This is a genomic window from Sulfitobacter sp. GN1-4, assembly GCF_055693825.1.
In genome coordinates, this window is record NZ_JBVFUQ010000003.1 from 2,095,001 (window position 1) to 2,117,992 (window position 22,992).

The following is a 22,992-nucleotide window of genomic DNA, read 5'->3' on the forward strand; positions in this document are numbered from 1 at the left end:
CAGCCAACCGGAGACCTGACATGCGTGATCTTAAGATCCCCGAACAGCGCCACCCAGAAAAGGCGCGCAAGCCAGACAACGCCCAGCCGAAAAAACCGTCGTGGATCCGGGTCAGGGCACCGGGTGGGCAGGGCTATGAAGACACCGCCAAGATCATGCGGGAAAACAAGCTGGTCACCGTCTGCGAAGAGGCCGGGTGCCCCAACGTGGGCGAATGTTGGTCGCAGGGCCATGCCACGATGATGATCATGGGTGAGGTCTGTACCCGCGCCTGCACCTTCTGCAACATCGCCACCGGCAAACCGCCCGAGGCGTTGGATGTGTTTGAGCCGGGCCGCGTCGCGGATGCGGTGGCCAAGCTGGGGCTGAACCACGTGGTCATCACCTCAGTGGACCGCGACGATATTGAGGATGGCGGGGCGGAGCATTTTTCCCAGACCATCCGCGCCATTCGGCACCGTAGCCCAGACACCACCATCGAAATTCTGACCCCGGATTTCATCCGTTGCGGGCCAGAAGCCCTTGAAAAGGTTGTCGAAGCCCGCCCCGACGTGTTCAACCACAACCTTGAGACTGTGCCCGGCCTTTACCCTGAGGTGCGCCCCGGCGCGCGGTATTTCCATTCTTTGCGTCTGCTGCAACGGGTCAAAGAGCTGGATCCGTCGATGTTTACCAAATCCGGCATCATGGTGGGCTTGGGCGAAGACCGCCAGTCCGTGATCCAGGTGATGGAAGACATGCGCGCCGCTGACATCGACTTTTTGACCATCGGTCAATACCTGCAGCCCACGCCGAAACACCACCGGGTGGACCGCTTTGTGCACCCTGATGAGTTTGCGGCCTATGAAAAAGCCGCCTACGGCAAAGGCTTCCTGATGGTCTCTGCCACGCCGCTGACCCGGTCGTCCTATCACGCTGGCGACGATTTTGCCCGCCTGCGCGCGGCGCGGAACCAAAAGCTAGGGATCGCTTAGCGGCTGGACGCCAATACGGCGCGGGATGCGTTCGGTTGTGGCCCAATCGGGCCACAAGCCCAGCCATTCAATGGCCACGATCACGATCACAATCGCCGCCACGCCCAGTACCAGTTTCACCCGTTTGGCCGAAGGCGGATTGCGGGCCCATTGCGACATACGCAAGAGCCAGATCAGGTTCATACAAAGCGGACCTTGCCGATGAAGGGCAGGTTGCGGTTGCGCTGTGCAAAATCGATGCCATAGCCCACCACGAATTCGTCCGGGATTTCAAAGCCGGTCCAATCCGCCTTCATATCCACCTCGCGCCGTGATGGTTTGTCGAGCAGCGCGATGGTGCGCAGCTTGGCAGGCTCACGAGATTTCAGCAGCCCGGTGACATGGTGCAACGTGTGCCCGGTATCGACGATATCTTCGACGACCAACACATCGCGCCCTTCAATAGCGCCGCGTAAGTCTTTGAGAATACGCACCTCTCGGCTGCTCTCCATCCCGTCGCCGTAGCTTGACGCCTCAAGAAAATCGACCTCAATCGGCAGATCCAATTCGCGCACAAGATCGGCAATAAACACAAAAGAGCCGCGCAGCAGGCCGACCACCACCAGTTTGTTTGTATCGGAGAACTCTGTGCGGATCTCATGGCACAGCGCTTCGATCCGCGCGGCAATGGATTTGGCAGAGATCATCTCGTCAATTTCGTAGCGACGATCTGTCATGAGCAGGCCTTTCCTTAGCCCTTGAAATTGCGGCTGCAAACGGTGACACAGGGCTACCCCGAGCCAGCCAGGAACGCAATGCCGACCCATACTGAGACCAAGACGCTGCCCTACACCGCAGACCAGATGTACGATCTGGTGGCGGATGTTGGAAAATACCCGGAGTTTCTGCCGTGGACAGCCGCCGCCCGTATCCGCCGCGAAGACGATATGGGCGACCACAGGGTGATGGACGCCGATCTTGTGATCAGCTTCAAGGTTTTCCGCGAACGCTTTACTTCGCGCGTGGTGCTGTGGCCGGACGCGCGCAAGATCGATACGGAATATCTGGACGGTCCCTTCAAATACATGAAATCGGACTGGCGGTTTGAAGATACCGACACCGGTTGTGACGTTCATTTTCACGTCGATTTTGAGTTTAAGAACGCCATCCTGCAAAGCATCATTGGCGTGGTTTTTAACGACGCAATGCAGCGGGTTGTTCGCGCGTTTGAGCGGCGCGCGGATGCGCTTTATGGCCAGGGCTAAGGCAGATGGCAGGGACGATCACAGATCTGCTCCTGCGCTTTTCCCAGCAAGGTGTCCCTGCTGACGCAGCTGAGATGATGCGCCTGTCGCTCTTTGATTGGGCGGCCTGTGGGATCGCCGGGGCGCGGGAAGAAGAGTTTGCCGAATTCACCCAGACCCAACAGGCGCTCAGCCGGGGGGCAAATACGGTCATTGGCGGCGGCACAGCCTCGGCCCCCACGGCGGCGCTGATCAACGGCACGCTGTCCCATGCGCTGGATTATGACGACACGCATTTCGCCCACATCGGCCATCCCTCCGTTGCCGTGATCCCAGCCGTCTTGGCCCTGGCCGAAGACATCGCCGCTGACATGGAAACGCTTGTGGATGCGGCCACCATCGGGGTTGAGGCCTCAGTCCTGGTGGGGTTGTGGTTGGGCCGGGACCATTACCAAGTGGGCTATCACCAGACGGCAACTGCGGGCGCCTTTGGCGCGACGCTGGGCACCTGCCGTCTTTTGGACCTGGATGCAGACGCCACGCGCATGGCGCTGGGGTTATGTGCCAGCATGGCGTCGGGGTTGAAGGCGCAATTTGGCACGATGGCCAAGCCGCTCAACGCCGGTCTAGCCGCCCGCACCGGGGTGGAGGCAGCACTTTGGGCGCAGGCCGGCATGACGGCCACCCATGACGGATTGGCGGGCCCATTGGCCTTTGGGCCGACGCATTTTGGGATGGAGGGGCCGGTCAGCCTGCCACGGAAAACCTGGAACATCCTGTCCATCAGTCACAAGTTTCACGCCTGCTGTCACGGTCTGCATGCGATGCTAGAAGCCGTGGGGCAGGCGGGCCTTGTGGCCGATGACATTGACGGCATGCACATCCGCACCCATCCGCGCTGGATGAGCGTGTGCAATATCGAGGATCCGAAAACCGGGCTGGCTGCGAAGTTCAGCTACCGCCAGACGGCTGCAATGTCCGTTTTGGGGCACCCAACCAATGCGGTTGAAAGCTTTACCGATGAAATCACCAAAGACAAAGCCGTGGTGGCGCTGCGCAAAAAGGTGCGCGTCAGCGCCGATGCGAATTTGTCAGAAACCCAGGCCGAAGTCTCTGTCACTGCAAAAAACGGCGCGATCCGGCGGCTCAAGCATGATCTGCTGGCCCCAATGGTAATTGAAAAACGCGCCCGCAAGCTGCGCGAAAAAGCGGCAGCGCTGATCACACCAGCGCGTGCCGATGCCCTGTGGCACGCAGCACAAGGCGACACGTTGGCTCCGCTGCAGCAGTTGTTGGCTTCTTAAAGCGCTGCCACCGCTTTAAGAAGCAGCGCCAACGCGTGATCCCGCGCGCCCCGGCGCACCGCATCGCGGCCCAACGCGCCAAACTGCACCGTTTGTGTGATCACTCCAGCGGAGGAGGCAATGCCAAAGCAGACCATCCCCTCAGGTTTCACCTCTGACCCACCCGGACCAGCAATTCCTGTGATGGACACAGCCACCTGCGCCGCAGACCGGGACAAGGCGCCTGTCGCCATCTCATGGGCGACCTCTTCTGACACGGCACCATGCGCGTCGAGCGTTGCGGGCTGAACCCCCAGCAGGTCGATCTTGGCGGCATTGGTATAGGTGACAAAGCCCCGCTCCATCATCGCGGATGAGCCGGGCAAATCGGTTAATGCAGCAGCGACCATGCCGCCCGTGCAGCTTTCAGCCACTGCAAGCATAACGCCTTTTTCTGCTGTCAAAGCAAGGAGTTCCTGCGCAAGGCTCATGCATCAAATCCCATGATAAAGTGCCGCCAGCACCAGCACACCGATGGCCGCAAAGACACCTGCCACTACGTCATCCAGCATCACCCCCAAGGCGTCGCCACGCCGATCTGCCCAGCCCACGGGGCCAAGCTTGGTGATGTCAAAAAACCGAAAGAGCACAAAGGCGGCGATCCAACCGGGCCACATCGCCAGGATTGAAATCTCCATCGACCAGGCCGCCCAGGACAGCGGCAAAAGCGCGATCCATTGGCCAACCAGCTCATCCACAACGATCTCAGACGGGTCGTGATCGTCCTGACCTTTGATCATCTGCACCGTCGCCCACCAGCCTTTGACAAAGGCCACAACAACCCCCAAAGCCAGCAACGGAAACCCGCCCAGCACATGCAAGAGCCACGCCCAGGGCAGCGCAACGAGCGATCCCCGGTGCCGGGTGCAGGACGGATGTATCCTGCGCCCAGAACCGTTCCGATCATACGCGCCAGCATCATGGCTGCACCAAGGTTGCCGTGGCGATACAGGCAATGCCTTCGCCCCGACCGGTAAAGCCCAGACGCTCAGAGGTCGTGGCCTTCACCGAAACCCGTCCCAGATCAAGCCCCAAGAGCTCTGACATCCGCTGCCGCATGGCCAGCGCATGGGGCCCGATCTTGGGTTCTTCACAGATCAAGGTGCAATCAACATGGGTGATGCCAAACCCCATCTCGGCGGCCAAACGCACCGCATGGCGCAGAAAAATCTCACTCGCCGCACCTTTCCACTGGGGGTCTGAGGGCGGGAAATGCTGACCGATGTCCCCCTGCGCCAAGGCACCATAGATCGCATCCGTCACCGTATGCATCCCAACATCCGCATCCGAATGTCCCTTAAGGCCGCGGTCATGCGGGATGGCCACACCGCACAACATCACATGATCGCCCGGTCCAAAGGCATGTACGTCAAATCCGTTCCCGGTCCGAATATCCATGAAACTCTCCCAACGATGGATGGCGGGCACCCGCACCACGCTGTCTAGGGCCTGGCAGGGCTGCACGCAATGTTTCGCAAGATGTGCTCAAAAATTAAGCACTACCGTTGATCCAATGTCTCCGTTTTGCGTTGATCTATTGTGGCTTGGCCGGTGGATGGCTACACCCAAGACAACTGCACAAGGATTAAGCATTTGAGCCGATTGGCCCTGCCAAATGATCTGACCCCTCCGGTTCTTCTGGCCCCGATGGCCGGAATCACTGATTTGCCGTTCCGCACGCTGGTGGCAAAATTTGGGGCGGGCCTTGTGGTGTCAGAAATGGTGGCCAGCCAAGAGCTGTTGTCAAAACGCCCCGGCACGCGCGAAAAGGCTGAGCTTGGGTTGGGCGTGGCTGGCACCTCCGTCCAGATCGCAGGGCGCGAAGCGGGGCCCATGGCCGAAGCGGCGCGGATGATCGCCGATCAAGGCGCGCGCCTGATTGACATCAACATGGGCTGTCCTGCGAAAAAGGTAACAAACGGCGCCTCCGGCTCTGCCTTGATGAAAACGCCTGATCATGCGCTGCGCTTGATTGAGGCGGTGGTGGCGGCGGTGGATGTGCCTGTTACGCTCAAGACCCGGCTGGGCTGGGATGATGAGATGCTGAACGCGCCGCTGATTGCCAAACGGGCCGAAGCGGCAGGCGTCAAGATGATCACAATCCACGGGCGCACGCGCTGCCAATTCTACAAGGGCCGGGCCAATTGGCGCGCAATTGCGCGGGTCAAGGCGGCCGTAAAAATCCCGGTCATTGCCAATGGCGATATCACTTCTGCGGCCTCTGCCGCGACAGCGCTGGCCCAATCGGGCGCTGACGGTGTGATGATCGGGCGGGGGGCCCAAGGCCGCCCGTGGCTTTTGGCCGAAGTGGCGCATGCGCTCTTCGGCACCCAAGCCCCGACCGTTCCTGAGGGCAAGGATTTTGCCAACATGGTGCAAGAGCATTACGACGACATCTTGCGGTTCTACGGCACCGAGCTGGGCGCGCGCGTCGCGCGCAAGCATCTGGGCTGGTACATGGACACCGCCGCAACGCCGGCAGACCTGCGCCGTGCGGTGCTGACCGCGTCAGAGCCTGCGACCGCACGTGCGCTCATCCAAGAGGCGTTGCAGACCCCAAAACCACAGGTGGCCGCATGACGGGGGACCGTAACATCTGGGCATCCTTGCCCATCCCAACGCTTCTGATTGATCCTGACGATCACGTTCGGGATGTGAACCCGGCGGGCGAAGGATTTTTCAACGCCTCTGTCCGCAACATCATTGGCGCGCCGGTCTGGGATCTGGTTGCGGTGGACTATCCGCTAGAGGATGCCTTTAACCGCGCGCGAGAAAGCAGCACGGCGCTTTTTGTGAATGACGTCGATGTCGGGTCAGGCCAGCGTGCCCCGCAGAAATCCGCGCTTCAGATTGCACCGCTGCAAAATCATCCCGGGCATATGATCATGATGATCTCAGCCCGTGAAATGTCTGGGCGGATGACGCAGAACCATTCTGTCAAATCCGCCGCCAAATCCGCCATCGGCATGGCCGAAATGCTGGCGCATGAGATCAAGAACCCCTTGGCCGGTATCACCGGCGCGGCACAGCTGTTGTCGATGAACCTGGATGCGGATGAGCTGGAGCTGACCGATCTGATCGTCGCGGAATCCCGCCGGATCGTGAAACTGCTCGAACAGGTGGAGCAATTTGGCAATCTCTCTCAGCCGGTGCGCAAGCCCGTAAACCTGCATGATGTGCTGGACCGCGCGCGGCGCTCTGCGCTGCTGGGCTTTGGCTCTCAGATGAAAATCGTTGAAGATTATGATCCCTCGTTGCCGCCTGCCTGGGGCGATAAGGATCAGCTGCTTCAAGTCGTGCTGAACCTTTTGAAAAACGCCGCACAAGCGGCAGGGGACGGCGGCGGGACAATCCGTTTGCACACCTATTTCGAACATTCCTTCCGCATGCGCCGCGCCGATGGCAGCGGCCAATCGCTGCCCTTGCAGATCGAAGTGATCGACGATGGTCCGGGCCTGCCTGAGAACATCAAAGGCGACATCTTTGACCCCTTTGTATCGGGCCGTGAAAACGGCACCGGTTTGGGCCTGGCGCTGGTCAGCAAGATCATATCAGAGCACGACGGCTGGATTTCCGTCGATTCCGTGCCCGGCCAGACGATTTTCCGCATTTCAATGCCCGCGCGCCCGCGGACCCCTTCAAGAAAAAAGCCAAAAAGGAGAGCTGACCCATGGACGGCACTGTTCTTGTCGCTGATGACGACCGCACCATTCGAACGGTTCTGACCCAGGCCCTGACCCGCGCAGGCTGCAAGGTTCACGCCACCTCCAGCCTGACGACCTTGATGCGATGGGTGGGCGAAGGCCGTGGCGATGCGGTGATCACGGATGTGGCCATGCCTGACGGCAACGGGCTGGAGATGCTGCCAAAAATCTCAGAAGACCGGCCAGAATTGCCCGTGATCGTCATCTCGGCGCAAAACACAATCATGACTGCGATCAAAGCAGCTGAGGCGGATGCCTTTGACTATCTGCCCAAACCTTTTGATCTGCCGGATCTGATGAAACGCACCGCGCGGGCGCTCAACCGCAAGGAAACCGCCGCGCGTGCAGCCCCAATTGCGCCCAGCACCGATGCAGACCGCGATGACCTGCCGCTGGTGGGCCGCACTCCGGTGATGCAAGCGCTCTACCGGTTGGTGGCACGGGTGATGAACACCGATCTACCGGTGCTGATCTGGGGCGAAAGCGGAACCGGCAAGTCGCTTATCGGGCGCGCGATCCATGATTTTTCCGACCGTCGCACCTTGCCCTTTGTCACCATCACCGGCGGCGATCTGCAAGACATCGAAGGCCCTGCGCGGGTGTTGGCGCGCGTCCGGGGCGGTACGCTCCTGATCGATGAAATCGCCGATATTTCGCTTGAGGTGCAGGCCCGCATCGCGCGGATGATGGACGCGCCGGGCGAATATACGCCGCGCTTTCTGGCCACCAGCCAATCTGATTTGGCCGAAGCCATGAAGAAAGGTGCATTGCGCCGTGATCTGTTCTACCGGCTGTCAGGGGCCACGGTGCATGTGCCTGCGCTGCGCGACCGGGTCGAGGATATTGAGCTTTTGGCCTATCACTTCCTGGAGCGCTCAGATGGCACAAACGGGCCCAGCCGGAAGCTTTCCGAAGGGGCCTCCAAGGTTTTTGCCCATTATTCCTGGCCGGGCAATGTGCGCCAACTGGAACATGCGATGCGCCAATTGGCGCTGACCAGCCGCGCAAGCGAAATTACCCAGGCTGAGGCCGAACAGGTGCTGGGCGCCCAGCCCGCGCCAGAGCCTGTGCACGCCCAAGCCAACACAGAAAGGCTGGGGGCCAGCGTGGAGCGGCACCTGAGGCGCTATTTTGACCAACATGGTGCGGTGCTGCCGCCACCGGGCCTTTATGCCCGTATCCTGCGGGAAATTGAGGCCCCGCTGATTGAAATCTCACTCGCCGCGACCTCAGGAAATCAGGCAAAATGCGCTGATCTTCTGGGCATCAACCGAAATACCCTGCGCAAGAAAATCACAGATCTTGATATAGAGGTGACAAGAGGCCGCAAAATGATGTAAAAGCGCCACAGAAGCGTGGCCATCAGGTCTCAGGTCAAACTGAAAACCCGTTAGGACCACACAATATGGCGGTTGGTGCCAATTGGCACCACATCATCGGTGAGGATAGCGAGTGGCAAGTCTGTCACGTAGCTTAAGCATTGAGCGTTTAGGCCGTTTGCGGCGCGTGAAACGCGTGCGCAACCTGGCCACGTTGGGCGTTGTGGTGTTGGGCCCGACTTTGGCCATGGCCACCTACCTTGTGCTGGGGCCGTTGGGGCAGGGGGCGGATACCTTCGCACTGCGGGTGATCCTGCTGACCGATCTGGTTTACGTGCTGCTGGTGGCGGCCCTAGTGATGAGCCAGGTGGCCCGGCTGATCGCCGCCCGACGCGCCAAATCCGCAGGCTCGCGGCTGCACCTTCGGCTGACAGGCGTCTTTGCGCTGATGGCGCTAATTCCCACGATCACGGTCGCTGTCTTTGCAGGGCTCACCGTGAATGTCGGACTTGAGGGTTGGTTTTCAGACCGCGTGCGCGGGGTGGTGGGGTCCTCACTGGCCGCCGCACAAGCCTATGAGGCTGAGCAACGCTCAGACCTGATCTCAGACGCCGAAGCTTTGGCCCGCAGCATTGATAACGCCCGCAACCAAGGCATCCTTTTCTCGCCAAGTGAACTGTTGGGCGAGGCACAGCGCCAAATCCAGCGCGGCCTGCGCGAGGCCTATTTGATCGATGGCACAGGCCAGATCAGAGCGCGGGGCGACCGGTCTTATCTCTTTGATTTCGAACAGCCTTCTGCCGCTCAAATCCAGACGGCCATTGATGAAGGCCTCACCGTGATTGAGGATTGGGCCAACAACGAATTCCGCGCCCTGGTGCCGATGCAATCCTTCGTGGACCGGTTTTTGTATGTCAGCCGCGACGTAGACGGCGACATCCTGGCCCTGCTGGATGAAACCACAGAAACCGTGCGGCTTTACCAGCAACTCGAATCCGAACGCGGCAGGCTTTTGTTCGAATTTGGTCTGCTCTACCTCGCCTTTGCTGTGATGCTGATCCTTGCCGCCATCTGGCTGGGGCTGTGGTTTGCTGAGCGCCTTTCTGGCCCCGTGGGCAGGCTGACCGGTGCCGCGCAGCAGGTGGGCGCGGGCAATTTGGACGTGCAGGTCCGCGAAGAGCAGGGCGATGATGAGATCGCGATGCTGAGCCGGTACTTTAACCAGATGACCAAGCAGCTGCAGGGCCAGCGCGAAACGCTGTTGGACAACACGCGCCAGATCGAACGCCGCCGCCGGCTGTTTGATTCCGTGCTCAGCTCAGTCACCTCTGGCGTCGTGGGCCTGGACCCCGAAGGCCGGGTGACCTTTGTGAACCGCTCTGCGATGCGGCTGTTGGATTGGTCCGAAGATCAACAATCTGTGGCCCTCGCCGTCGCGGTGCCCGAATTTGGCAAGCTTTTTGAAACCATCGCCAACGGCCCCGGTGAGGTCGCGCAGGGCGAGGTGAAGGTATCACGCCAGGGGGCGATGGAGAACCTGTTGGTGCGCATGGCCACACGGCGCGCGGAGGACGGGCGCCTTGAGGGATACGTGGTGGCGTTTGATGATGTCACCGACCTGGTAAGCGCACAGCGGATGGCGGCCTGGGGCGATGTGGCCCGGCGGATCGCGCATGAGATCAAGAACCCGCTCACGCCCATTCAGCTGTCAGCCGAGCGCATCCGGCGCAAGTTCTCTCCGCGGCTTGGGGAAGACAGCGACAGCTTGGAGCAAATGACCGGTGTGATCATCCGCCAGACCGGCGACCTGCGGCGCATCGTGGATGAGTTTTCCAAATTCGCCCGGATGCCAGAGCCGGAAACATCGCATCAAGACCTCGCGCAGCTGGTGCGGGATGCGGTTTTCCTGCAACAAGCAGGCCAGCCAGAGGTGAAGATTGCGGCGGATCTGCCCGATGCGCCGGTGACGGCCAATATTGATGCCACGATGATCTCCCAGGCGTTGACCAATCTGATTAAGAACGCCGGAGAGGCCATTGAAACCTTGAAAGAAAAAGGTGCGCCCGAAAACCTGAAGCCGCAGATCAGCGTCACGCTGGAGCTTGGCAAAAAAGACACCGCCATCATCCGCATAGCGGACAATGGCATCGGTCTGCCAGAGGACCGCGCGCGGCTGTTTGAACCCTACGTGACCACCCGCGATGAGGGCACCGGCCTGGGCCTGCCCATCGTGAAAAAGATCATCGAGGAACACGGCGGCAGCCTGATCCTTGAAAACGCGCCTGTGTTTGACGGGCAAGACCATTTTGGGGCGATGGCGGTGATCACACTGCCGCTCAGCGCCTCGCACCCAACAGAAGATAAACGAGTGGAGACAGCGCATGAGTGACATTCTGATCGTAGATGATGAACGCGATATCCGGGAACTGATCTCGGACATCCTGAAGGACGAAGGCTTTTCAACGCGGCTGGCGGGCAATTCTGACGATGCCATGGCCGCGCTTAATGCGGAGCCGCCTGCGCTGATGATCCTCGACATCTGGCTGAAAGACAGCCGTATGGACGGCATCGACATCCTCAAAGCGACCAAGCGCGACAACCCCGATGTGCCGGTGGTGATTATCTCTGGCCACGGCAACATCGAGATTGCGGTCGCTGCGATCAAACAGGGGGCTTACGATTTCATCGAAAAGCCGTTCAACATCGACCAACTGCTGGTGGTGATCCGCCGCGCCATGGAAACCTCGCGGCTGCGGCGCGAAAACCAGACGCTCAAGCGCCGCGATGTCTCCAGCGCTGAGATGCTGGGGCAATCTGCGGCGTTCCGGGGCTTGGTGGGGCAGTTGGACAAGGTCACCAAATCCAACGGCCGCGTGATGCTGACAGGCCCCGCCGGGGCCGGCAAAGAGGTTGCGGCACGCTATATCCATGCAAATTCCAACCGCGCCTCGGCCCCCTTTGTGACGGTCAACTGCGCTGGTGTTGAACCGGACCGGATGGAAGAGGTTTTGTTTGGCCGCGAGGGCAATGACCGGGGTATTGAACCGGGGCTGTTGGAGCAAGCCCACGGCGGTGTCGTCTACTTTGATGAGGTCGCGGACATGCCTCTGGGCACCCAAAGCAAGATCTTACGCGTGTTGGTGGACCAGCAATTCACCCGTGTCGGCGGCAACGATAAGGTGCGCGTCGATCTGCGGGTTATTTCCAGCACAAACAGAGACTTGGAGCACGAAATTGCTGCAGAAACCTTCCGCCAAGAGCTGTATCACCGTCTGAATGTTGTGCCGATTGCGGTGCCCTCGCTGGAAGAACGGCGCGAGGATATTCCGCTTTTGGCCGAACACTTTATCGCCGAATGCAACAGCGCTCAGGGCCTGCCGCTGCGCGAATTGTCGGATGACGCGATTGCGCTGATGCAGACCATGGTGTGGCCCGGCAATGTGCGCCAGCTTAAAAACCTTATTGAGCGGGTGCTGATCCTGGGCGATGGCAACGGCCCGATTGAAGCGCGTGAATTGCCCGGAGAAGAAGACCGCGGCGAAGAGGATGGCCGCGTCGTGCTGTCCTCGGCTCTGGCTACATTGCCCCTGCGCGAAGCCCGCGAAGCGTTTGAGCGGGAATACTTGCTGACCCAGATCAACCGATTTGGTGGCAACATCTCACGCACAGCGAATTTCGTCGGCATGGAACGGTCAGCGCTGCACCGCAAGCTGAAGTCACTGGGTGTTGTGACATCGGCCAAGGCCGGGGTGCGCGTGGCCCATGTGGATGAAGAAGGCGAAGCGGCGGAGGGCTAGGACAACCCCGGCGTGGCCTGGCCTGTCAGCTGCGCCCGGTGCGGGCCGCCCAGGCCAGCGCGTCCTCCAGGCGGTCATTGCCCCAAAAAAGCTCTCCATCTTTTGTGGTAAAGCTGGGCGCGCCAAACAGCCCCAAGGCGCTGGCCTGCGCGGTGCCGGTTCTGAGGCGGCCTTTGACCTGCGGATCCGATCCTGCTTGCGCGATCAGTGGTTCCGCCTTTTGCCCCAGATCTGCCAGACAGCGCACAATCGTTGCTGGGTTTGAAATATCGCGCCCTTGGGCAAATTGCGCGGTATAGACGGCGCGCACAAAGCCGGGCAGCCATGCAGCCCCTTGGCCCAGCGTGGCCACACGCGCGGCAAGCAGGCCGTTTTGTGGAAACGGCTCTGGCCGGGTCAGGGGTGGCAGTCCCATCTTATCCACCTGCCGGGCCATGTCCCGCCACATGTTGCGGCCCTTGGCCTCAAAGAGGTTGAAGGGGGAGGTCTCCCAGCCCTGCGCCTGAAAAATCGGCCCCAACAGGAACGGCTGCCAGACCACCTCAACCCCTGCATCCTCTGCCAAAGGCGCAAGACGCATGGCTGTGAGGTACGAATAGGTCGATGCGAATTCGAACCAGAAGGTCAGCGTCGGTCTGTCAGCGCTGCCGAGCATCTCAGGCTTGCGCCGTTTCCGTCAGTTCTGCCAGGACATCCACGCCCTGCATCTTCATGAAATGCAGCATGTCGATAAAGATCCAGTTCTCCGCCAGCTTGTCGCCCGCGCGCCGGTACACATCCACCACACGCATGTCTGCGCGCATGTCATTGGGCGGCAGACCCAGAAAGCCGTTGTGGTTGGTCAGCGTCAGGTTGGGCCAGCCAAAGAAGGCACCGTAATTGCCCTCAGCCATCCTGCACAGGTGGCCGTTAAACGCGCGGTCCTTCATGCGGCGGCGGAACGGGCCCTGATGCTGCTCAATATAGCGGTCGATGGTGTAGGTCGCCCCGATCCCTTCGGGCCCCCACCACAGCATGTCATCGGTCCAGTTCTCTTGCAGCTCCTGCCGGGGCGTCTTGGCCTTGGGATCTGCGTTGGCCGCATCAATGGAGAAAATCATCCGCTCAATGATATCGAGGGTCTTTTTGCCCTCCGCAGGATCCTGTGGCTCAAAAAGCTGGCCGTCATGGGTACGCGGGCCCGGTTGGATCAAGAACGCTGCCGTCTGATCTGGGAAACGCTTGATCCCGGACTGCACCATCAAATGCGGCAGGTCACAAAAGAACGCCGTCTCAACGATCTTGCCATCCGCGATCTGGTTGAATTCTGCATAGCGCAGCATCGCGATCTTGCGTGTGGCCGGGATGTTCAGAAACGGCGCGTCAAAAAGGCCCATCAAATGCCCCATAGACACTGTCCAGATCGTCCCCGTCTCACCAGTGCCGTTGTGCCCGGCGAAAAAGATATCTTCGCGGCGCTGTACGGCCTGAAAGCTGGTCAGGAACGGGGTCCAAAACGCCTCTGCCGCGCCTGCAGGGCCGGATTGGACGTTAAACGGATGCACGGCCCGCCAAGTGGCATCTGGGGCCATGCGGTGGGCAAGGATTTCAGAAACACTGTCGGGTGTGGCGCTTTCCAGCGCGTCGTAATGCGCCTGCACAAGGGCTTTGGCGGCTTGAAGGTCTGACATGGGGCGTCCCAAATTTTTGGCTCAATAGGGAAAGGGTTAGCCCCTTGCACACGTTTGCACCAGCATATTTTGCGCACTTTTGCGATTATCCGGCGATCCTGTTCACAATCTGAATGCTGCCATCAGAATTGCGGATCACGCAGGACCCTTCGGTCAGTGTCGGCAGGCGGGTGGTGGCACCTGCAGGGGCGGCTGAGGCGACGCTATCAGGGCAGGCGGGGATGGAGACAGGGACAAAGCCCTTGTCAGCCATGCACTGCCGCTCCACCCGAAACCGCAGGCCTTCGTTCGGATCATAGCTTTCAAATCCGCCGGGAATGTAATGCCCGGGCGCTTGGATACAGTTGCCATTGGCATCGCAGGTCCGGTTGCCCGGTACAAATATCGGCGGCTTGCGCCGGACCAAGGTTGTGACAGGCACGTCTTGCAGCGCTTTAACCTCGCAGGCCGTTGTCTCACGTTCCACCAACGCCAGCGATGCGCCGGGTTTATAGTAGGTGTCCAACGACGCGCAGGCGCTGAGCGCTGTGGCAATGGCAAGAACGGCGCATATTGATGATCTCATGTCCCAAACCTGCCCGGTTTCCCTGGCGACGGCAACGTAATTCACCCTTGCCATAGGCGGCATCATGCCCTCTAACAAACGATACCCGCAGACCGCGTGTGACGTGGGGCTGCATCATCGGGCCTTAAAGGGGCATGCATGAAGGTTATCATTTGTGGCGCAGGGCAGGTGGGCTGGCAGATCGCCCGCCACCTCAGCGGAGAACGCAATGACGTGACCGTTGTGGACAGCAACACCGAACTGGTGCGCGCAGCGACTGAAACGCTGGACGTGCAAGGTGTCGCAGGGTTTGCCAGCTATCCTGATATTCTTGACCGGGCAGGGGCCCGCGATGCGGAGATGATCATCGCCGCGACTCATTCTGATGAGGTCAACATGGTCACCTGTCAGGTGGCCCATTCGGTCTTTGGCATCAACCGCAAGATCGCCCGCCTGCGCAGCCAATCTTATCTGGACGCGATCTATTCTGATCTCTACCGCCGGGATCACATGCCCATTGACGTGGTGATCTCACCCGAAAAGGAGGTCGCCGCCGCAGCCCTGCAACGGCTCTCAGCGCCTGCGTCCTTCGATACCGAAGTCTTTATGGACGGCTTTGCCCATTTGCTGGGCATCACCATTGAAGATGAATGCCCGGTGGTGAATACGCCGCTGCGCCAGCTAACGGATCTTTTTTCAACCCTGCGCGCGGTGGTGGTTGGGGTACGCCGGGATGGCACGCTCTTTGCACCTGAATCCAAGGACCAGTTGTTTGTGGGCGACGATTGTTATGTCTTTTGTCATCGCGATGACATCGCCCGCACCATGGAGATTTTCGGCAAGCAAGCCACCAAACAAGAGCGCGTGGTGCTGGTGGGCGGCGGCAATGTCGGGTTGGCTGTCGCACAGCACCTGGAAAGCGATGCCCGGAGGTTGCGTACCAAGGTCATTGAAAAGAACCGCCGCTGTGCCGAACGCGCCGCCGAAGCGCTGGAGCGGACGATTGTTCTAAACGGTGACGGGCTGGATGCGGCGTTGCTGGCTGAGGCGGGGATTGCCCGTGCGGATGCGATGCTGTCGGTCACGGATGATGACAAAACCAACATGCTGGCCTGCGTGCGCGCCAAGGCGGAAGGCTGTGATTACGTCATCGCACTGATCAATGACCCGACGCTGGTGCCTCTGATGACACCTTTGGGCATTGACGCCTATATCAATCCGCGCGCCACCACCGTGTCCTCCATCCTGCGCCACATCCGCCACGGGCGGGTCCGCGCGGTCTATTCCATCGGAGATGCCGAAGCGGAGGTGATTGAGGCTGAGGTTCTGTCGACATCGCCCATTGCGGGTAAGACCATCTCAGACATTGATTTCCCCGAAGGATCGCTGGTTGGGATGGTGCGCAAAGGGGACAAGGTCACCCGCCCGCTTGGCGACACGCGGATTGAAGAGGGCGACGTGATTGCGGTCTTTGCCCTGGCCGAAGACGTGCCAGAGGTCGAACAACTGCTTCAAGTCTCGATCGATTTCTTTTAGCGCCCGCCCATGAGCCGGCCAACCAACATCCGAAACGAGCTGCGGCACCTGCCGCTGTTTTTGCTGCTCTTTGGCCTGTCGGCCCTGTCGATGTTGCTGCCTGCCATTCATGGGCTTGTGGTGGACAACCACGCCGCTAGCCGGGCGTTTTTCTATGCGGGCCTTTTGGGCGTGATCCTGTTTTGCATGTTCGCCGTGGTCCTAAGCGGGCGCAGCCAAAACCACACCGCGATGGGCCCGCTTTTGTCGCTCTTTTCGGCCTTTGTGTTGCTGCCGCTTTTCTTTGCGCTGCCCTTTGTTGAGGCGCTGCCAACCACGCGTTTTATCAACGCCTACTTTGAGATGGTAAGTGCGCTGACCACCACGGGCGCGGCCATGTTCCAAGACCCCGAACGGCTCAGCGATACGCTCCATTTGTGGCGCGCGCAGGTGGGCTGGATGGGCGGGTTGCTGATGTGGATCGCGGCCTCAGCTATTCTGGCCCCCTTGCATCTGGGGGGCTTTGAGGTGACTGCCCAGTGCCGAACCGGGCCGCCAAGAAAGCGCCATGGTCAGCCGTGCCGCCACCTTAGGCCCGCGTGAGCGCCTGTTGCGCGTGGCCAGTGCGCTTTTGCCCATCTATGCAGGGCTTACCGCGTTGCTTTGGATTTTGCTGATGGCGGGGGGCGATCTGCCGCTGGTGGCGCTGTGCCACGCGATGTCGGTGATGGCCACGTCGGGGATTTCGCCCGTAGGCGGGATTGAGGCCTCATCCCTGGGGATCACGGGCGAGGCGGTGATGGCGCTGTTCATGCTTTTTGCGCTGTCCCGGCTGACCTTTTCAAAGGACACGATCACCGCCACCCAAGGGGGCATTACCACCGATCCTGAATTTCGGATTGGCCTCTTTCTGGCGCTCGCTGTGCCGAGTTTGATCTTTTCGCGGCATTTCATCGGCGCCTATGACGTGGCCGCCATGGAAGAGCTGTCTGAAGCCGGATACGCCTTTTGGGGTGCAGCATTTACCGCCTTGTCGTTCCTGACCACCACCGGCTTTGTCTCAGAACATTGGGGGGCGGCGCAGGATTGGTCGGGCCTGGGCACACCGGGGCTTATTCTGATGGGGTTGGCGCTGATGGGGGGCGGGGTGGCCACCACCGCAGGCGGGGTCAAATTGCTGCGCGTCTTTGCGCTTTACCTCAATGGCACCCGCGAATTGGAGCGTCTGGTGCATCCAAGTTCGGTCAGCGGCGCAGGTGCTGCGGGGCGGCGCTTGCAAAGCAACGGGGCCTATATCGCCTGGATCTTCTTTATGCTCTTTGCCCTGTCGCTGGCTGGAATCACCCTCGCACTCACGCTCACTGGCAGCACCTTTCAAGAGGCGATTGTCCTGTCCGTGGCCAGCCTTTCGACCACTGGACCCTTGACCGAAGTGGGCGCTGATGCGCCTATCCGATTGATAGAACTCAGCAATGCTGCGAAATTCATCCTTTGCGGTGCCATGGTGCTGGGACGCCTTGAAACATTGGCGATCATCGCATTGCTGACGCCAGATCTGTGGCGTGCTTAAGGGCAGGTTGTTGCCAAGCTGTCACTCAATTGCGTCAATAATCTCAGACAGCTAGAACTTTGGGGTGGAAACTCCGGTCACACCGCGACATAGTTATCGCGATGGGGGGCCTGAGCCGCAGGCGCCAGCAAGAAAAAGAAGCGAGAAGCCCAATGGCGTCTGACAGACAGAACCTTCAGGATGCGTTCCTGAACCATGTACGTAAGACCAAAGTACCGGTCACCATTTTCCTGATCAATGGTGTCAAACTGCAGGGTGTCATCACCTGGTTTGACAATTTCTGTGTGTTGCTGCGTCGGGACGGACAATCTCAGCTTGTGTACAAGCACGCCATTTCGACCATCATGCCCAGCCAGCCGATCAGCCTCTATGAGGGCGAAGACGCTTCTTGAGCAAATCACAATTTCAGATCGATGAAACGGAGGGTCCTCGGATCACCCGCGCTTGGGTGTTGCATCCAGACATCCGGTCCAACCCCGACCGCCGCGCACCAGAACCTGCTTTGGCCGAAGCGGTATCGCTGGCGCGTGCCCTGCCTGCATTAGAAGTGGTGGGGGCCGATGTGGTGCCCCTGCGCACGGTGGACGCGGGAAAGCTATTTGGCAAAGGCAAGATTGATGAGGTGCATGACCTCATGCACGCCCATGACATTGAGCTTGTCCTGGTGGATGGCCCGCTGACACCCGTACAGCAACGCAATCTGGAAAAGGTCTGGGAGGTAAAGATCCTCGACCGCACCGGGCTGATCCTTGAGATTTTCTCAGACCGCGCGGCCACCCGCGAAGGGGTGCTGCAGGTTGAGATGGCCGCCCTGAACTATCAACGCACCCGGCTGGTCCGGGCCTGGACGCACCTTGAACGGCAACGGGGGGCTGGGCTTTGTCGGCGGTCCGGGGGAGACACAGATTGAGGCAGACAGGCGCGCAATTGACGAACAGCTCGTCCGCCTGCGCCGTCAGCTTGAAAAGGTGGTCAAGACACGCGCGCTTCACCGCGCGGCCCGCGCCAAGGTGCCCTATCCGATTGTCGCTCTGGTGGGCTACACCAACGCGGGCAAATCCACGCTCTTTAACCGGCTTACCGGGGCGGATGTGATGGCCAAAGACATGCTTTTTGCCACGCTTGATCCCACCATGCGCAGCCTGACGCTGCCCGATGGGCCAGAGATCATTCTCAGCGACACGGTTGGGTTTATCTCAGATCTGCCAACTGAACTTGTCGCCGCGTTCCGCGCCACGCTGGAAGAGGTGCTTGCCGCTGACATCATCCTGCATGTGCGCGACATCAGCCATGATGAGACCGAAGAGCAAGCGGTAGACGTGCGCGATATCCTGGCCTCGCTTGGGGTGTCCTCTGAGACACGCAGCTTTGAGGTGTGGAACAAGATGGATCTGCTGGCCCCCGACGCAGCTGAGGCCATGCGCACCCGGGCGCAGCGGGATGATGCGGTTTTTGCAGCCTCCGCGATGTCGGGTGAGGGGCTGGAGACGCTGCAAAGCGTGATTGCAGAAGCGCTGCAAGGGGCCGGGCGCGAGGCAGATCTAACGCTCAGCTTTGCCGAAGGGCGCAAGCGGGCCTGGCTCTTTGAGCAGGACGTGGTGCTGCAGGAAGAACAGTCCGAGGACGGCTTTGAGTTGACGGTGCGCTGGTCTGCCAAACAGGAAGCACAATTTCAAAAGCTCTAAGGGGGGCCGAACTCTTTAAAGAGTTCGCAGCATTTCCTTTAAAGGAAATGCCCACCCCAAGCCGGCAGCGTATTTTCCGCGATGCCCCAAAAAGCCGCGCCACAGAAACTTCGAAATTGCCGCGCCCCGCTCCATATAACCCTCATACCTCACCCGGAGCCCCAACGCATGACGCCAATCCTTCTCTACATCATCACCTTCGTGATTTTCCTTGGGCTTGATTACCTCGGTCTCAGCTACATCGTGAAGCCGGTCTTCACCCGCAACATCGGCCACCTGATGCAACAAGATTTCCGCGTTCTGCCTGCCTTCGCGTTTTATGCGTTTTTCATGGTGGTGCTGCTCTGGTTTGTCTCTTGGCCCGCCATCGCGGGCGACCGCAGCCTGCTTTGGGTCTTTGGGAACGCGGCCCTCATCGGTGCATTGGCCTATGGCACCTATGAGTTCACGAACTATGCCATCCTCACGGACTGGACCTGGGAAATGGTCTGGATCGACGGGATCTGGGGCACAGCGCTTACTGCAGTGTCAGCAACTCTGGGCGTCGCACTCACCCGGCTGATCACCTAACGCCCGGCCTCAGACGCCCACCGCCAAGCCCCAGGGCGCAAATCGTTGAGCGCCCAATCCCCAATCTGCGCCCGGATCAGCCGCAGCGTCGGCAGACCCACATGCGCCGTCATGCGCCGCACCTGACGGTTGCGGCCTTCCTTGAGCGTGATCTTGAGCCAGGCATCCGGCACCGTCTTGCGAAACCGCACCGGTGGGTCCCGCTCCCACAGGCCGGTGGGTGGATCAATCACCTCGGCCTTGGCCGGTTTGGTTTTGCCATCTTTCAGATCAACGCCGTTGCGAAGGGCGGCCAAAGCCGCCTCATCCGGCGTGCCTTCGACCTGCACCCAATAAGTCTTGGCGCGTTTGTACTTGGGGTGTGCAATCCGCGCCTGCAACGCGCCATTGTCAGTCAGCACCAACAGCCCCTCACTGTCTTTGTCGAGCCGTCCAGCCGGGTAAAACCCCGGCTCCTCAATAAAGCCAGACAGGGTAGGTCGCGCGCTGCCAGCTGTGCCTTTGTCGGTAAACTGGGACAAGACGCCATAAGGCTTGTTAAACAAGATGACCCGGTTCATGGGCCACGCGGGGTCAACGTGGTCACCCCTACGGAGGCCGCCCGCGCCAGATCGGCATCGAGCGACATGGGAATGTATTCCCCCCGGCGCCACAGCTGCGCCAGATCATCATAGTGGCGCGACAGAAAATGCCCCGACTGCCCCGTTGAAGTGACGAATACCGATGAATCCGGATCCGCAAAATCATAGACCCCGCGGTAGCCCGCGCCATGCACATTGTGGAACGGATCGGGTAGGGTGCCTTTGGTCCGCCCACGAAGCAACGTGTTATCCCCGCCCGAGGTAGATTGCCGGATGTTCACGAAATACCGCAGCACCGGCACCGTACCCAGCACCTGATGGTCATGGGTCGCCTGATGCGCATCCCCCCAGCGCAGGGATTCCAATTGGGTGCCCCAGGTCTCATTGATCCAAATCAGCGCGTCATCCAGGGCCAACCGCGCCATTTCTGAACAGCTTTCAACCCGGCTGGACTGGATCACATCACACCAAACACCCGCCCCATCGACATCGCGGAAAACGCGCTCGATGAACAAAGGCTCAACGTGGTCAAACTCCTCGGCCAGCGGCCCCAGCTCATCCTGAATAAGCCGCGCCTGCAAGCTGCGCAGCCAGGCGGCATAGATCAGCGGCTCAGGCAAGTGTTCGTTCATCTCCCCCGACCAGGCGGCCAGCAGAATGAGCGCCCGCTGCCGCTGCCGTTCCGGGGAGCCCTCAGGGGCGGCCTCACCGGTGAACCACAGCTCTGCGCCAATCAGCGGCAAGAGAGAGCGTGCCGTAAAGCTCACCGTGTCCAGCTGCGCCTCAATAAAGCTGTCGCGGGTATGCACCTGACGCGTTTGCATCAACCGCTGCCAGCGCTGCACCCGCTGCGTATCCCCCCAAAGATAGGACACATGGTTGGGAAAGGGCCGGTCCACCGTCTTGTTGTTGGTATTGCCCAAAATGCCGCCCTTGGGGGCGATGAATTCGGGGTTGGAGCGGTAGGGCAAAAGCCCGTCCCAGCGGTTTGCTGCAATCCAGCCCGGCGACGGCAACCGCCCTTGGCTTTGATGCTGCGCATCGCGTCGGGGCATCTTGCCGATCATCTTCAGCGCGATGCTCTCACGGTCCACCAACGTCAGGTTCTGCGCCGGTGCCACATAGCTTTCAGCTGCGGCCAACCCCTCGGCCACGCTTTTGGCCTCCATCAACCGCATCGCTGCCGCCAGTGAGGTGTCTGTCGCACTCAGGTTGGTCCAGCTCAGCGCCGTCACATGCCCCGGCGGCGTGATGCTGGCCAGGTTATAATGCGTGCCCGGCAGTACAGGTCCATTCTCCGTCCACCGCAGGGTCAGCGTAACCGGATCTGCATCTTTGACCGTGATGATCGAGGGCCGCGTCTCAAACGCCTTAAAGCCGTCCGGGGTGCGGTATTCTTCGGGATTGTCAGGGTTCAGTTCTTCGATAAAGACGTCCTGATCGTCCAGATAGGCCGAGGTCAGCCCCCAGCCCAAGGCCTCCGACCGCCCGGTCAACACCACCGGTATGCCGGGGATGGTGCCGCCAATCACTCCACCGCTTTGCAGTTCCAACCGTGCCAGGTACCAGATCGCCGGTGCTGAGAACCCCAAATGCGGATCGTTGGCCAGCAACGTCCCCCCAGAGGCAGAGCGTGACGGCGCCGCAGCCCAGGCATTGGATGCCCCCGCCAGGGCTGTGGGTTTGAAGGGCGACAGGGGGTGTGGATCAAGCGGAATGTGTCCGGCATGCCGCCGAACGCCTGGAACGATCGCTGCATATTCCGGCAGGGCGGCCACCCCAGCCCCCGGTGCGTCAGGCAGGATGTCTTGCAACCGCGCCTCATCCGGCAAGGCCAGCGAGGTCCGTGCGCGCAGCACCTCGGCCTGCAAATGCCCCGACAGCTGCACGCCCATCAGTTTGGTGATCGCAATGGAATCCGCAGGCCGCCACGGTGCCATCGGCGCGTTAAACAGCATCATCTCAGGCGCGCCGCGCCCTAGAGCCTCTTCGTTGATCTGATCAAGCCGCGCATTGACGCCGCGTGCATAGGCCTCAAGTGCGGCACGCGTGCGCGCATCAAGCGCCTCTACCGATTGTACTGACAGAGCATAGATATCAAAGCGCCGCATCACCTTGTCGATCTCAAGCGTCGGCGCGCCAAAAACCTCGCTCAACCGCCCCTGCGCCGTGCGGCGCAGCGTGATCATCTGCCACATCCGGTCCTGGGCATGGGCAAATCCAAGGCCGAAAAACACATCCGCATCCGCCGCCCCAAAGATATGCGGCACATTGGCATTGTCGCGCACAATCTCAACCGGGGCCGTGATGCCACCAACCGCCACATCATCGGTGTAGTCCGGCAAAGACCGCGAAGCCAACCAGTAGACGGTGCTCACGGCAAGCACGCCCAGCACAATCAGGAAAACGGCAAAACGGATCAGCCAGCGAAAAATCAGCGCCATGCGGGGCTCCGGATAAGGGCAGGGCGGTATCAGCGTTTGACGTACCTGCCCGG

Annotated in this window: 19 protein-coding genes and 4 pseudogenes; 13 read left to right on the forward strand and 10 right to left on the reverse strand. The window is 60.4% G+C overall.

The features are described 5' to 3' along the window. Positions 1 to 20 precede the first annotated feature (20 nt). The gene (gene lipA, locus ACZ1HM_RS10895) at positions 21 to 974 is read left to right on the forward strand and encodes a lipoyl synthase (protein ID WP_472742793.1); all 954 of its coding nucleotides are present in this window, start codon (positions 21 to 23) and stop codon (positions 972 to 974) included. Here lipA and ACZ1HM_RS10900 read toward each other — a convergent pair. Together ACZ1HM_RS10900 and hpt are read right to left on the reverse strand one after the other, a co-directional pair. Next, positions 960 to 1,157 carry a hypothetical protein gene (locus ACZ1HM_RS10900; protein WP_472742794.1) on the reverse strand — a complete coding sequence of 66 codons (198 nt, stop codon included), beginning with the start codon at positions 1,155 to 1,157 and terminating at the stop codon, positions 960 to 962. The two genes, lipA and ACZ1HM_RS10900, sit on opposite strands and share 15 nt — an antisense overlap. Continuing rightward, on the reverse strand, positions 1,154 to 1,690 hold the full coding sequence (hpt, locus tag ACZ1HM_RS10905) for a hypoxanthine phosphoribosyltransferase (protein ID WP_472742795.1): 537 nt from the start codon (positions 1,688 to 1,690) through the stop codon (positions 1,154 to 1,156). The genes ACZ1HM_RS10900 and hpt overlap by 4 nt, the downstream gene beginning before the upstream one ends. 78 nt (positions 1,691 to 1,768) lie before the next feature. Between hpt and ACZ1HM_RS10910 the strand changes: the two genes are divergently transcribed. Together ACZ1HM_RS10910 and ACZ1HM_RS10915 are read left to right on the forward strand one after the other, a co-directional pair. Beyond that, positions 1,769 to 2,218, forward strand: a complete 450-nt coding sequence (locus tag ACZ1HM_RS10910) for a type II toxin-antitoxin system RatA family toxin (RefSeq protein WP_472742796.1) — start codon at positions 1,769 to 1,771, stop codon at positions 2,216 to 2,218. Positions 2,219 to 2,223: 5 nt separating this feature from the next. Then, entirely contained in the window at positions 2,224 to 3,501 is a 1,278-nt protein-coding gene (locus ACZ1HM_RS10915) for an MmgE/PrpD family protein (protein WP_472742797.1), read from the forward strand. Here ACZ1HM_RS10915 and ACZ1HM_RS10920 read toward each other — a convergent pair. The 3 genes and pseudogenes from ACZ1HM_RS10920 to ispF form a co-directional block, all read right to left on the reverse strand. Then, positions 3,498 to 3,971, reverse strand: coding sequence for a CinA family protein (locus ACZ1HM_RS10920; RefSeq protein WP_472742798.1), 474 nt, complete (start codon positions 3,969 to 3,971; stop codon positions 3,498 to 3,500). The genes ACZ1HM_RS10915 and ACZ1HM_RS10920 overlap by 4 nt on opposite strands. A gap of 3 nt (positions 3,972 to 3,974) precedes the next feature. After that, positions 3,975 to 4,462 (reverse strand): annotated as a pseudogene (locus ACZ1HM_RS10925) (phosphatidylglycerophosphatase A family protein). Next, a pseudogene (ispF, locus tag ACZ1HM_RS10930) lies at positions 4,459 to 4,947 on the reverse strand (2-C-methyl-D-erythritol 2,4-cyclodiphosphate synthase); the annotation flags it as partial. The pseudogenes ACZ1HM_RS10925 and ispF, both read right to left, overlap by 4 nt. A 186-nt stretch (positions 4,948 to 5,133) precedes the next feature. On the opposite strand from ispF, the gene dusB reads away from it, so the two are divergent. From dusB to ntrX, 5 genes are all read left to right on the forward strand, one after another. Continuing rightward, on the forward strand, positions 5,134 to 6,120 hold the full coding sequence (dusB, locus tag ACZ1HM_RS10935) for a tRNA dihydrouridine synthase DusB (RefSeq protein WP_472742799.1): 987 nt from the start codon (positions 5,134 to 5,136) through the stop codon (positions 6,118 to 6,120). After that, a complete protein-coding gene (locus ACZ1HM_RS10940; RefSeq protein ID WP_472742800.1) occupies positions 6,117 to 7,265 on the forward strand; it encodes a two-component system sensor histidine kinase NtrB in 1,149 nt (382 codons plus the stop codon). Before dusB ends, ACZ1HM_RS10940 begins: the two co-directional genes overlap by 4 nt. Further along, positions 7,211 to 8,584, forward strand: a complete 1,374-nt coding sequence (locus ACZ1HM_RS10945; RefSeq protein WP_472742801.1) for a response regulator — start codon at positions 7,211 to 7,213, stop codon at positions 8,582 to 8,584. The genes ACZ1HM_RS10940 and ACZ1HM_RS10945 overlap by 55 nt, the downstream gene beginning before the upstream one ends. A 166-nt stretch (positions 8,585 to 8,750) precedes the next feature. Next, on the forward strand, positions 8,751 to 10,952 hold the full coding sequence (locus tag ACZ1HM_RS10950) for a sensor histidine kinase NtrY-like (RefSeq protein ID WP_472742802.1): 2,202 nt from the start codon (positions 8,751 to 8,753) through the stop codon (positions 10,950 to 10,952). Next, on the forward strand, positions 10,945 to 12,360 hold the full coding sequence (gene ntrX / locus ACZ1HM_RS10955) for a nitrogen assimilation response regulator NtrX (protein ID WP_472742803.1): 1,416 nt from the start codon (positions 10,945 to 10,947) through the stop codon (positions 12,358 to 12,360). The genes ACZ1HM_RS10950 and ntrX overlap by 8 nt, the downstream gene beginning before the upstream one ends. A gap of 25 nt (positions 12,361 to 12,385) precedes the next feature. Here the strand turns inward: ntrX and ACZ1HM_RS10960 are convergent, their stop codons facing one another. The 3 genes from ACZ1HM_RS10960 to ACZ1HM_RS10970 form a co-directional block, all read right to left on the reverse strand. Continuing rightward, complete coding sequence (locus ACZ1HM_RS10960; protein WP_472742804.1) at positions 12,386 to 13,015, reverse strand: DsbA family protein; 630 nt, start codon at positions 13,013 to 13,015, stop codon at positions 12,386 to 12,388. A gap of 1 nt (position 13,016) precedes the next feature. Further along, positions 13,017 to 14,030 carry a nuclear transport factor 2 family protein gene (locus ACZ1HM_RS10965; RefSeq protein WP_472742805.1) on the reverse strand — a complete coding sequence of 338 codons (1,014 nt, stop codon included), beginning with the start codon at positions 14,028 to 14,030 and terminating at the stop codon, positions 13,017 to 13,019. 85 nt (positions 14,031 to 14,115) lie between these two features. Beyond that, positions 14,116 to 14,595, reverse strand: a complete 480-nt coding sequence (locus ACZ1HM_RS10970) for a hypothetical protein (RefSeq protein WP_472742806.1) — start codon at positions 14,593 to 14,595, stop codon at positions 14,116 to 14,118. Positions 14,596 to 14,733: 138 nt separating this feature from the next. On the opposite strand from ACZ1HM_RS10970, the gene trkA reads away from it, so the two are divergent. From trkA to ACZ1HM_RS10995, 5 genes and pseudogenes are all read left to right on the forward strand, one after another. Continuing rightward, a complete protein-coding gene (gene trkA, locus ACZ1HM_RS10975; protein WP_472742807.1) occupies positions 14,734 to 16,110 on the forward strand; it encodes a Trk system potassium transporter TrkA in 1,377 nt (458 codons plus the stop codon). Positions 16,111 to 16,119: 9 nt separating this feature from the next. Next, positions 16,120 to 17,659, forward strand: a pseudogene (locus ACZ1HM_RS10980) (TrkH family potassium uptake protein). A 152-nt stretch (positions 17,660 to 17,811) separates the two neighbouring features. Beyond that, entirely contained in the window at positions 17,812 to 18,051 is a 240-nt protein-coding gene (gene hfq / locus ACZ1HM_RS10985) for an RNA chaperone Hfq (RefSeq protein WP_007119530.1), read from the forward strand. Then, a pseudogene (gene hflX, locus ACZ1HM_RS10990) lies at positions 18,048 to 19,344 on the forward strand (GTPase HflX). Before hfq ends, hflX begins: the two are co-directional and overlap by 4 nt. 168 nt (positions 19,345 to 19,512) lie before the next feature. Next, a complete protein-coding gene (locus tag ACZ1HM_RS10995) occupies positions 19,513 to 19,914 on the forward strand; it encodes a DUF2177 family protein (protein ID WP_472742808.1) in 402 nt (133 codons plus the stop codon). Here ACZ1HM_RS10995 and ACZ1HM_RS11000 read toward each other — a convergent pair. Both ACZ1HM_RS11000 and ACZ1HM_RS11005 read right to left on the reverse strand, forming a co-directional pair. Continuing rightward, positions 19,911 to 20,474 (reverse strand): rRNA large subunit pseudouridine synthase E, encoded by a 564-nt coding sequence (locus ACZ1HM_RS11000; protein ID WP_472742809.1) that lies wholly within the window; start codon positions 20,472 to 20,474, stop codon positions 19,911 to 19,913. The genes ACZ1HM_RS10995 and ACZ1HM_RS11000 overlap by 4 nt on opposite strands. Further along, positions 20,471 to 22,939 (reverse strand): penicillin acylase family protein, encoded by a 2,469-nt coding sequence (locus ACZ1HM_RS11005; RefSeq protein WP_472742810.1) that lies wholly within the window; start codon positions 22,937 to 22,939, stop codon positions 20,471 to 20,473. Before ACZ1HM_RS11005 ends, ACZ1HM_RS11000 begins: the two co-directional genes overlap by 4 nt. Positions 22,940 to 22,992 lie beyond the last annotated feature (53 nt).

What these genes read in the sequence shown, in the direction of transcription:
- lipA (WP_472742793.1), top strand. Translation starts at nt 21, where the DNA reads ATGCGTGATCTTAAGATCCCCGAACAGCGCCACCCAGAAAAGGCGCGC.
- ACZ1HM_RS10900 (WP_472742794.1), bottom strand. Translation starts at nt 1,157, where the DNA reads ATGAACCTGATCTGGCTCTTGCGTATGTCGCAATGGGCCCGCAATCCG.
- hpt (WP_472742795.1), bottom strand. Translation starts at nt 1,690, where the DNA reads ATGACAGATCGTCGCTACGAAATTGACGAGATGATCTCTGCCAAATCC.
- ACZ1HM_RS10910 (WP_472742796.1), top strand. Translation starts at nt 1,769, where the DNA reads ATGCCGACCCATACTGAGACCAAGACGCTGCCCTACACCGCAGACCAG.
- ACZ1HM_RS10915 (WP_472742797.1), top strand. Translation starts at nt 2,224, where the DNA reads ATGGCAGGGACGATCACAGATCTGCTCCTGCGCTTTTCCCAGCAAGGT.
- ACZ1HM_RS10920 (WP_472742798.1), bottom strand. Translation starts at nt 3,971, where the DNA reads ATGAGCCTTGCGCAGGAACTCCTTGCTTTGACAGCAGAAAAAGGCGTT.
- ACZ1HM_RS10940 (WP_472742800.1), top strand. Translation starts at nt 6,117, where the DNA reads ATGACGGGGGACCGTAACATCTGGGCATCCTTGCCCATCCCAACGCTT.
- ACZ1HM_RS10945 (WP_472742801.1), top strand. Translation starts at nt 7,211, where the DNA reads ATGGACGGCACTGTTCTTGTCGCTGATGACGACCGCACCATTCGAACG.
- ntrX (WP_472742803.1), top strand. Translation starts at nt 10,945, where the DNA reads ATGAGTGACATTCTGATCGTAGATGATGAACGCGATATCCGGGAACTG.
- ACZ1HM_RS10960 (WP_472742804.1), bottom strand. Translation starts at nt 13,015, where the DNA reads ATGCTCGGCAGCGCTGACAGACCGACGCTGACCTTCTGGTTCGAATTC.
- ACZ1HM_RS10965 (WP_472742805.1), bottom strand. Translation starts at nt 14,030, where the DNA reads ATGTCAGACCTTCAAGCCGCCAAAGCCCTTGTGCAGGCGCATTACGAC.
- ACZ1HM_RS10970 (WP_472742806.1), bottom strand. Translation starts at nt 14,595, where the DNA reads ATGAGATCATCAATATGCGCCGTTCTTGCCATTGCCACAGCGCTCAGC.
- trkA (WP_472742807.1), top strand. Translation starts at nt 14,734, where the DNA reads ATGAAGGTTATCATTTGTGGCGCAGGGCAGGTGGGCTGGCAGATCGCC.
- hfq (WP_007119530.1), top strand. Translation starts at nt 17,812, where the DNA reads ATGGCGTCTGACAGACAGAACCTTCAGGATGCGTTCCTGAACCATGTA.
- ACZ1HM_RS10995 (WP_472742808.1), top strand. Translation starts at nt 19,513, where the DNA reads ATGACGCCAATCCTTCTCTACATCATCACCTTCGTGATTTTCCTTGGG.
- ACZ1HM_RS11000 (WP_472742809.1), bottom strand. Translation starts at nt 20,474, where the DNA reads ATGAACCGGGTCATCTTGTTTAACAAGCCTTATGGCGTCTTGTCCCAG.
- ACZ1HM_RS11005 (WP_472742810.1), bottom strand. Translation starts at nt 22,939, where the DNA reads ATGGCGCTGATTTTTCGCTGGCTGATCCGTTTTGCCGTTTTCCTGATT.